Here is an 8603-nt window from a genome sequence, read left to right on the forward strand (position 1 = left end):
GGTGAAAGCGCCTTTTTCATGGCCGAACAGCTCACTGCTGATAAGCTCTTTTGACAAGCCACCACAGTTTGTCGCAATCAGTGGGCCCGCCACTTTACTGGCATTATGAATGGCAGACGCCACAACCTCTTTCCCTACGCCACTCTCTCCCATTAACATCACGTTGGCATTGGACGCCGCAACACGTTCTATCATGGTATAAAGCTGCCGCATCGGTTCAGATTCACCGATCAGGCAATCAAAGTGCTTTTTAACTTCGCTTGCGGCAGCTTTTTTGACGTTAGCTTTGGCCGGGCTTAGCACCTGTTCCAGCGCTTCACGCTGAATAGGTTTAAGTAAGTAATCAACCTTCGGACCACAAAGCTCAGCAATGATCGATTTAACGGAAGGATGGCCGGTGATGAAGGTCACTTTCGGTACCGGAAACAGCTGCTGTACTCTGTCCATCAAATGGATACCACTGCCATCAGGCAGCATAAAATCCAGCAGAATATGATCAAAATTGTTGTGTTGCAGCCATTCTGTCGCTTCTGCCAGATTGGCTGCAACAGACACTGTGTGCCCTAAAAAGTCGATGATGTGACTGGCAACGTCAGTAAATTCGCGGTCATCATCTACAAGTAATATCGATAACAAGGCTCAAATCTCATATCAGTCGATTAACAATCGTCAGTTTTGTACCAACTATGGCAATAATATAACGCAAGAACAGGCCCATACTAAGTGTTTAGTACGGGCCTGAATAGTGATTTATTAATTATTTGTTGAAACCTGTTTGAGGTTGAGAAGGTGAAAAAGTGCAGTGCTGTTGGATTTGTTAGCCCCTATTTCAGCGGTTCGCTGCGCTCACATAACGCTTTCAGTTTCTGCAGTGCCAAAGGCCAGGTCTTCAGCATATATTGCTCGTACTCCGGTGCAATATCCTGCTCAATACTCAGTTCAGTGCCAGATGCTGTGCTGTTAAAACGATAGTTCTCGAACGCTGGCGCCCAGCTTTGGACATTGTCGCTGTTAAAATCATCTTTGCCATTAACAACAAATCCCAAATGTTTTATTGAGACATACTGCAAAGGCAGACACTGTGCAATAACAGCGACCATGCCATCACCGGATGGCGATAAAAACCGTATTGTTTCACCCTGCTGCCAAATGCCTTCATAGTATGAGCCTTCGCAGAAGGCTGAGGTCCAGCTGCGATAGCCTTCCTGATCAAACATTAGTTGCCATACCTTTTGCACAGGTGCATTAATCACAATACTGAAGTTAAGTTTTTTTACATTACGCATTGACGTCACCCGCTTATTTTTGTGTCTTACTCAGTGACTATTTATAGCAAACCACTGTGCCAGCAGAAACGTCAAACGACTGAAAATATATTCTGATTTACTTTATCAACCTCAGATCAGCACACAATTGACTGGCTCAGGCGGCGGTGGATAAGCCGGCTCTCCCAGCATCTCACGTAGCGTTGCTTCAATGGTAATTGTCATCGCATCAAGTGCCAGATCATTTGGCTCGATACCAAAAGGCTCCTGCAGTTCTTCAGCCAGTGCTTCAATCGCCAAAAAGGTATAAGACACAAAGGCAACAATCAGCGGAGTCATCAGGCCAACGGTATTAACCAGGCCAAATGGCAGTAAAAAGCTATACAGATAAACGGTACGGTGCAAAATAACGGAGTAGGCAAAAGGCACCGGGGTACTGGCCAGGCGCTCACAACCGCCCAGATCTTCATTCAATAATGACAATTGCCGGTCAAAGCTGGTAAACAATATTGGGCAAATTACGCCTTGCTTACGCAGCTCCGACAACTGCGAAGCGGCATCGGATAAAATCATTACCGGCTTAAACCGCGCCTGCAAAATAGCGTTTCTAGCTTGTGGCCTGATTAACGCCTGAGCGTGTTCAGTCAGCACTTTCATCCGCAACTGAGCATTTACCGCATGCACAAAAGCAATTAGCGTATAGACAAACTGCTGCTTTGCCGTGTTGTCTGTATCCAGCGCCGACAAATACAACCGCACTAGCGAACGGGTATCATTAAGCATGGAGCCCCATAACCTGCGCCCTTCCCAGAACCGGTCGTAACTGACTGAGTTTCTGAAACTTAAAAAGATGGCCAGCGCTATACCCAGCAGAGTGAAAGGGACCGGTGTTAAATCGTGCAACAACGCCGGCCAAAACACATTAACTGCTACCACGACCGCAGAGCTGACAACCAGAATAATAAGCTGCGGCAAAATACGACGGACTACGGAGCCGCGCCAGACAAACAACATACGAAGCCAGTGTAACTTAGGTCTGATAATCATTGTCTGCTCACTGTACTGACATTTTAGGTAACTGAAATCCGGGCCATAAAAAAGCCAGCAACATGCTGGCTTTTGGTAAACGTAAAGTTTATTCCCACTCAATGGTGGCTGGTGGTTTACCGCTGATATCATAAACCACACGGGAAATACCATTGATTTCATTGATTATGCGGTTAGATACCTTGCCCAGTAAATCATACGGCAGGTGTGCCCAGTGCGCGGTCATAAAGTCGATAGTTTCTACTGCACGCAGTGATACTACCCAGTCGTACTTACGGGCATCACCCATAACACCAACTGATTTCACCGGCAGAAATACCGCAAAGGCCTGGCTGACTTTGTGGTACAGCTCTGCTTTGTGCAGTTCTTCGATAAAGATGGCATCGGCGCGGCGCAGAATATCGCAGTATTCTTTTTTGATTTCGCCCAGTACACGTACACCTAAGCCCGGTCCCGGGAATGGGTGGCGGTACAGCATGTCGTACGGCAGGCCAAGCTCTAAGCCCACTTTGCGCACTTCGTCTTTGAACAGCTCGCGCAGTGGCTCGACCAGGCCCAGTTTCATATGCTCCGGTAAACCACCGACGTTGTGGTGCGATTTAATCACGTGCGCTTTACCTGTAGCAGAGCCCGCTGATTCAATTACGTCAGGGTAAATAGTGCCCTGCGCCAACCACTTAGCGTTGGCCAGCTTTTGTGCCTGCTCGTCGAACACTTCAACAAACACACGGCCGATGATTTTACGCTTGGCTTCCGGTTCATTCTCACCGGCAAGTGCTGATAAGAAACGCTCTTCGGCATCCACTTTGATAATGTTCAGGCCGAAATGGTCGCCAAACATATCCATAACCTGCTTGCCTTCGTTCAGGCGCAGCAAGCCGTTATCAACAAACACGCAGGTCAGGTTTTTGCCGATAGCACGGTGCAATAACATCGCTACCACTGAGCTATCCACGCCACCGGATAAACCTAAAATAACCTGATCGTCACCAATTTGCTGTTTTAAGCGAATAACGGCATCTTCAATAATCGATGCCGGTGTCCACAGCTTGTCGCAACCGCAGATATCGACCACGAAATGCTCCAGCATCCGCAGGCCCTGGCGGGTGTGGGTGACTTCCGGGTGGAATTGTACGCCATAGAACTGACGCGCTTCGTCTACCATGCCTGCATGCGGGCAGGTGCTGGTGCTGGCACAGGTAATAAAACCTTGTGGAATTTGTACCACTTTATCGCCGTGGCTCATCCATACATCTAACAGTGCATTGCCGTTACTGCCGACATGATCTTCAATTTTGGCAAACAGGTCGTTTTCAGCAACCACTTCCACCTGAGCATAACCAAACTCACGTAGATCAGAGCCCTGCACCTTACCGCCCAGTTGCTCTGCCATCGTCTGCATACCGTAGCAAATGCCCAATACCGGCACACCGGCGTTAAACACATACTCTGGTGCGCGCGGTGAGTTATGTTCATGCACGCTTTCCGGGCCACCGGATAAAATAATACCGGTTGGGTTAAATTCACGAATTTGCTCTTCAGTGACATCCCAGGCCCACAATTCACAGTACACGCCAATTTCGCGCACGCGGCGGGCAATCAGCTGGGTATATTGCGAACCAAAGTCGAGAATTAAGATGCGGTGGTGATGAATGTTTTTGTTCATAGCGACCTTTAAAAAGTAAAGCGGCTGGGGTGAGCCAGCCGATGAAACCGAAACTGTTTAGCCTAAACGGTAGTTAGGAGCTTCTTTGGTGATCTGCACGTCGTGCACATGCGACTCGCCCATACCGGCGGAAGTTACCCGCACAAACTCAGGCTTGGTGCGTAAATCATCAATGGTCGGGCTACCGGTTAAGCCCATGGCGCTGCGCAGGCCACCCATTTGCTGGTGAATAATGTTTTCCATCGGGCCTTTGTACGCCACACGGCCTTCAATACCTTCAGGAACCAGTTTCTCAGCATTGTTGCTGCCCTGGAAGTAACGATCTGACGAACCATTACGCTGCGCCATCGCGCCCAGTGAGCCCATACCACGGTAAGATTTATAGTAACGGCCCTGATACAGCTCAACTTCGCCCGGCGCTTCTTCAGTACCGGCAAACATTGAACCCACCATTACGCAGTTAGCACCAGCGACTAAGGCTTTGGCGATATCACCCGAGAAGCGGATGCCGCCATCAGCAATGATAGTGACATCGGTACCTGCTACACCCATTACAGCTTCTGAAATGGCAGTAATTTGCGGCACACCACAACCGGTAACGATACGGGTAGTACAGATAGAGCCCGGGCCGATACCGACCTTAACCGCATTGGCACCTGCTTCAGCTAACGCTTTAGCACCTTCGGCGGTTGCTACGTTACCGGCCACGATTTGCAAATCAGGGTACTGCGCACGGGTGTGTTTAACGCGGTCAATCACGCCCTGCGAGTGACCGTGCGAGGTATCAATCAGCAGAATATCAACACCGGCTTCTACCAGCGCCGCAATGCGCTCGTCTGTGCCAGGGCCTACACCCACAGCAGCACCTACACGCAGGCGGCCTAACTCATCTTTACAGGCATTTGGCTTGCTGGCAGCTTTGTAGTAATCGCGTACCGTAATTAAGCCTTTAAGTTTAAATTCTTCGTCAACCACCAGCACTTTTTCAATGCGGTGCTGGTGCATCTTTTTAAAGGCTTCTTCACGCGGTGCCGTTTCCAGCACAGTGACTAAACGCTCACGCGGCGTCATCAGGCTGGAGACTTTTTCGTTATTGTTCGCTTCAAAGCTCATATCGCGGCTGGTTAACATACCCACCAGATTATGGCTGGCATCCACCACCGGAAAGCCGGAGAAACCGTGCTGCTGCGCTAGCGCCTGCACTTCGCGGATCGTCATATCCGGCCCAACCGTTACCGGATCAGACACCACACCGCTTTCGTACTTTTTCACTTTGCGAACGTTGGCAGCCTGCTCTTCGATGGTCATATTCTTATGAATAAAACCTAAGCCACCTTCCTGCGCCAGCGCAATGGCTAAGCGTGCTTCGGTTACTGTGTCCATAGACGCAGATACCATAGGAATATTCAGCGTGATGCTTTTAGTCAGTCGGGTGCGTAAATCGGCGGTGTGAGGTAGAACACTAGAGTGCGCCGGTACCAGTAACACGTCGTCAAAGGTAAGGGCTTCTTGTTTGATCCTGAGCATTGCAACAATCTCGCTGTGGCTGAAAAGATAGGGAATGTTGCGGCGCAATTTTAACGGTTTTGCACGCGTATCACAAAGCTTTTTTTGTTTTATGTTACGCTAGGCACAAAAGTCGCGGCAGCCAGTACCATACAATTTATGCAAAACCCTGATATTTACACCGTATCCCGTTTAAACAGTGAAGTACGCCTAACACTGGAGTTGCAGTTTCAAACCTTATGGTTGCAGGGTGAAGTGTCTAACTTTGTCGCGGCCGCCAGTGGCCATTGGTACTTCTCGCTAAAAGACAGCGCTGCCCAGGTAAAGTGCGCCATGTTTAAAATGGCTAACCGCAGCAGCACATTCCGGCCACAAAACGGCCAGCAGGTGCTTATCCGTGCCCGTATTAGTGTGTACGAGCCGCGCGGCGAATATCAGTTACTGGCCGAATTTATTGAAAGCGCCGGTGCCGGTTTATTAAAGCAGCAGTTTGAGCAGTTAAAAGCCAAATTACAGGCCGAGGGCTTGTTTGACCCGGCAATCAAGAAGTCACTGCCTGCGCAGGTACAGCGCGTTGGTGTGATAACGTCACCCACCGGCGCCGCTGTGCGCGATATTGTTACCGTATTAAAGCGCCGCGCACCGGGTATAGAAGTGATTATTTACCCCAGCCAGGTGCAGGGCGACAGCGCAGCTGCCCAGCTTAGGAATATGCTCAGCACTGCCATCAGGCGCAAAGAAGTCGACGTGCTGATTATCGGCCGTGGCGGCGGCTCGCTGGAAGACTTATGGTGCTTTAACGATGAACAGCTATGCCGTGCTGTAGCAGCCTGCCCGATTCCGATTGTCAGTGCCGTAGGTCATGAAATCGATTTTGCGCTAACCGACTTTGTCGCCGATGTACGTGCACCAACCCCCTCTGCTGCAGCGGAATTAGTCTCACCCGATCAATCGCACTTGTTGGAACGTATCAGCCGCTTGCGCAGTGCACTTATCCAGGCGCAGCGTGCCCGTATGCAACAGGTCGCACCAAAGCTTATCAATCTGAATCAGCGTTTAATAGCCCTGCACCCGAAACGCCGTTTAGAGCAGCAACAACAGCGCCTCGACGAGCTGCAACTACGCTTAACCGCCAGCATCAAACGCAATGTATTAAGCGCGCAACAGCAACAGCAGTATCTGGACAAAAGCCTGCGCCAACTGTCGCCGGTTAAAATGCTTACGCAGCAAAAGCAGCATATAAACCAGTTAGAACAGCGGGTAAAACAAGCGCAGCAACAGCAGTTAAAGCAACATAAACAACGCTTAGCTCAATTAGGTAGCCAGCTAAACACTGTAAGCCCCCTCGCCACGTTAGCACGCGGTTACAGCATTACCTTTGATGAAAAACAACAGGTGGTAACCAATAGCAGCCAGCTAAAAGCCGGCGATAAGGTAGCCATTAAACTGGCAGAAGGCCGGTTTGATGCACAGGTGACTAAACTAAATGAAGTTTAGGTTTAGGCATTAATAAAGAATTCGAACAAAGTAAGATAATTGGCACTATAGATTGATGTCACATAACACTATTTCCCTTAATAAACAGCGTCAGCCGCTCGACCACCTGAATTCAGTCTGGCTATTTGGCTATGGTTCACTGATTTATAAAACTGATTTTCCGTTTTTACACAGCAAACCCGCCTACATTTATGGCTGGCAGCGCCGGTTTTGGCAGGGCTCGCATGATCACCGTGGAACGCCAGAGGCGCCAGGGCGGGTATTAACACTGATAGAATCAGCCGGGGCACGTTGCGCCGGTATGGCGTATGAAGTGACACCCGATACCTTTGAACATTTGGACCATCGTGAGAAAAACGGTTATTTACGTATATTTACCCCGCTGCATTGGTTAGATGAAAGTGGCGAAACAGAAGGCGTGGTGTATTTAGCCGGTGCAGATAACGAGGCGTATCTGGGCCCTGCCAGCGATCATGACATTGCCGCCCATATTGCCAGAAGCCATGGCCCGAGCGGGCCGAACAGCGACTATGTACTAAAACTGGCACAGGCACTGCGCGATATGGGTGAGCACGATGAACATGTGTTTGCTATCGAAAGGCAGTTATTGGCGCTGTTGTCATGACCAAACTGTACGCTGCATTGCAGCACCAAGTAAGAAACAAATAAATTTTTGCAGCTCAACAGCTATTATTGTCAGTAGACCGCACAGATAGGTAATGATAACTATTATCAGTTGGTGTGCTGTGGCATAATTGCGCTCAGGCCCATTCAGTAAGGACTGTCATGCGTAATATTGTTAGTGCCACTGTCACCGCTGTTCACCACTGGAATGACACACTGTTTAGCTTTAAAACCACGCGGGAACCTTCGTTTCGCTTTGAAAGCGGCCAGTTTGTCATGATTGGGCTGGAAGTTGATGGCCGGCCATTGATGCGTGCCTACAGCATCGCCAGCCCCCACTACGATGAAGAGCTTGAGTTCTTCAGCATTAAAGTACCCGACGGCGCGCTAACATCCAGACTGCAGAATATCAACGTTGGCGATCCGGTTATGCTGACAGTGCGCCCTGCCGGCACGCTGGTACCCGGCTACCTTATCCCCGGTAAACATTTGTATCTATTAAGCACCGGCACCGGGCTTGCGCCTTTTATGAGCATCATTCGTGATCCGTTTATTTATGACAGTTTCGACAAAATTATTCTGGTACATGGTACGCGTTGGCGCTCAGAGTTGGCTTATCAAAACGAAATTGAACAGGTATTGCCGGATAACCCTTACTTTGGCGAAGAGGTCCGCGCAAAGCTGATTTATTACCCGACAGTAACAAGAGAAGAATATGTAAGAAACGGTGTGCCACATCAGGGCCGCATTACTGATCTGCTCGACAGCGGCAAGCTGTTACAAGGTATCGGTATGCCAGCACTTAACCCTGAGCATGACAGGTTTATGCTATGCGGCAACGATGCCATGCTACAACAACTGATGGGTATGCTCGACCAGCGTGGCTTTGTAAAAGCCAATTCACGCACTATGGGCCACTACGTGATAGAACAAGCCTTTATCGAAAAGTAGAGCGCTAAAAAAACCGGGTTGGTATTACACCACCCCGGTTTCTGTTT

At 49.4% G+C, this 8603-nt stretch carries 8 protein-coding genes; 3 read left to right on the forward strand and 5 right to left on the reverse strand.

Annotated elements, in window-relative coordinates:
• The 5 genes from VIN66_RS13080 to guaB all read right to left on the reverse strand — a co-directional run.
• Positions 1–636, reverse strand: a 636-nt coding sequence (locus tag VIN66_RS13080) for a sigma-54-dependent transcriptional regulator (protein ID WP_331924391.1), incomplete at its 3' end; no start/stop codon positions are given.
• A 188-nt stretch (positions 637–824) separates the two neighbouring features.
• On the reverse strand, positions 825–1286 hold the full coding sequence (locus tag VIN66_RS13085; protein ID WP_331924392.1) for an SRPBCC domain-containing protein: 462 nt from the start codon (positions 1284–1286) through the stop codon (positions 825–827).
• A 111-nt stretch (positions 1287–1397) separates the two neighbouring features.
• Positions 1398–2312 carry a bestrophin family protein gene (locus VIN66_RS13090; RefSeq protein ID WP_331924393.1) on the reverse strand — a complete coding sequence of 305 codons (915 nt, stop codon included), beginning with the start codon at positions 2310–2312 and terminating at the stop codon, positions 1398–1400.
• An 88-nt stretch (positions 2313–2400) separates the two neighbouring features.
• Complete coding sequence (gene guaA, locus VIN66_RS13095) at positions 2401–3978, reverse strand: glutamine-hydrolyzing GMP synthase (protein WP_134057644.1); 1578 nt, start codon at positions 3976–3978, stop codon at positions 2401–2403.
• 57 nt (positions 3979–4035) lie between these two features.
• Positions 4036–5505 carry an IMP dehydrogenase gene (guaB, locus tag VIN66_RS13100; protein ID WP_134057646.1) on the reverse strand — a complete coding sequence of 490 codons (1470 nt, stop codon included), beginning with the start codon at positions 5503–5505 and terminating at the stop codon, positions 4036–4038.
• 138 nt (positions 5506–5643) lie between these two features.
• Between guaB and xseA the strand changes: the two genes are divergently transcribed.
• From xseA to VIN66_RS13115, 3 genes are all read left to right on the forward strand, one after another.
• Positions 5644–6981 carry an exodeoxyribonuclease VII large subunit gene (gene xseA / locus VIN66_RS13105; RefSeq protein ID WP_331924394.1) on the forward strand — a complete coding sequence of 446 codons (1338 nt, stop codon included), beginning with the start codon at positions 5644–5646 and terminating at the stop codon, positions 6979–6981.
• A 55-nt stretch (positions 6982–7036) separates the two neighbouring features.
• Positions 7037–7606: a gamma-glutamylcyclotransferase gene (locus VIN66_RS13110; RefSeq protein WP_331924395.1), complete on the forward strand. Its 570-nt coding sequence runs from the start codon at positions 7037–7039 to the stop codon at positions 7604–7606.
• Positions 7607–7767: 161 nt separating this feature from the next.
• Complete coding sequence (locus VIN66_RS13115) at positions 7768–8556, forward strand: ferredoxin--NADP reductase (protein WP_331924396.1); 789 nt, start codon at positions 7768–7770, stop codon at positions 8554–8556.
• Positions 8557–8603 lie beyond the last annotated feature (47 nt).

Source organism: Rheinheimera sp. (genome assembly GCF_036568245.1).
In the GTDB taxonomy this organism is placed as follows: domain Bacteria; phylum Pseudomonadota; class Gammaproteobacteria; order Enterobacterales; family Alteromonadaceae; genus Alishewanella.

Coding starts and splice junctions, on each gene's coding strand:
- guaA (WP_134057644.1), bottom strand. CDS start 3,978: ATGAACAAAAACATTCATCACCACCGCATCTTAATTCTCGACTTTGGT.
- guaB (WP_134057646.1), bottom strand. CDS start 5,505: ATGCTCAGGATCAAACAAGAAGCCCTTACCTTTGACGACGTGTTACTG.
- VIN66_RS13090 (WP_331924393.1), bottom strand. CDS start 2,312: ATGATTATCAGACCTAAGTTACACTGGCTTCGTATGTTGTTTGTCTGG.
- xseA (WP_331924394.1), top strand. CDS start 5,644: ATGCAAAACCCTGATATTTACACCGTATCCCGTTTAAACAGTGAAGTA.
- VIN66_RS13115 (WP_331924396.1), top strand. CDS start 7,768: ATGCGTAATATTGTTAGTGCCACTGTCACCGCTGTTCACCACTGGAAT.
- VIN66_RS13085 (WP_331924392.1), bottom strand. CDS start 1,286: ATGCGTAATGTAAAAAAACTTAACTTCAGTATTGTGATTAATGCACCT.
- VIN66_RS13110 (WP_331924395.1), top strand. CDS start 7,037: ATGTCACATAACACTATTTCCCTTAATAAACAGCGTCAGCCGCTCGAC.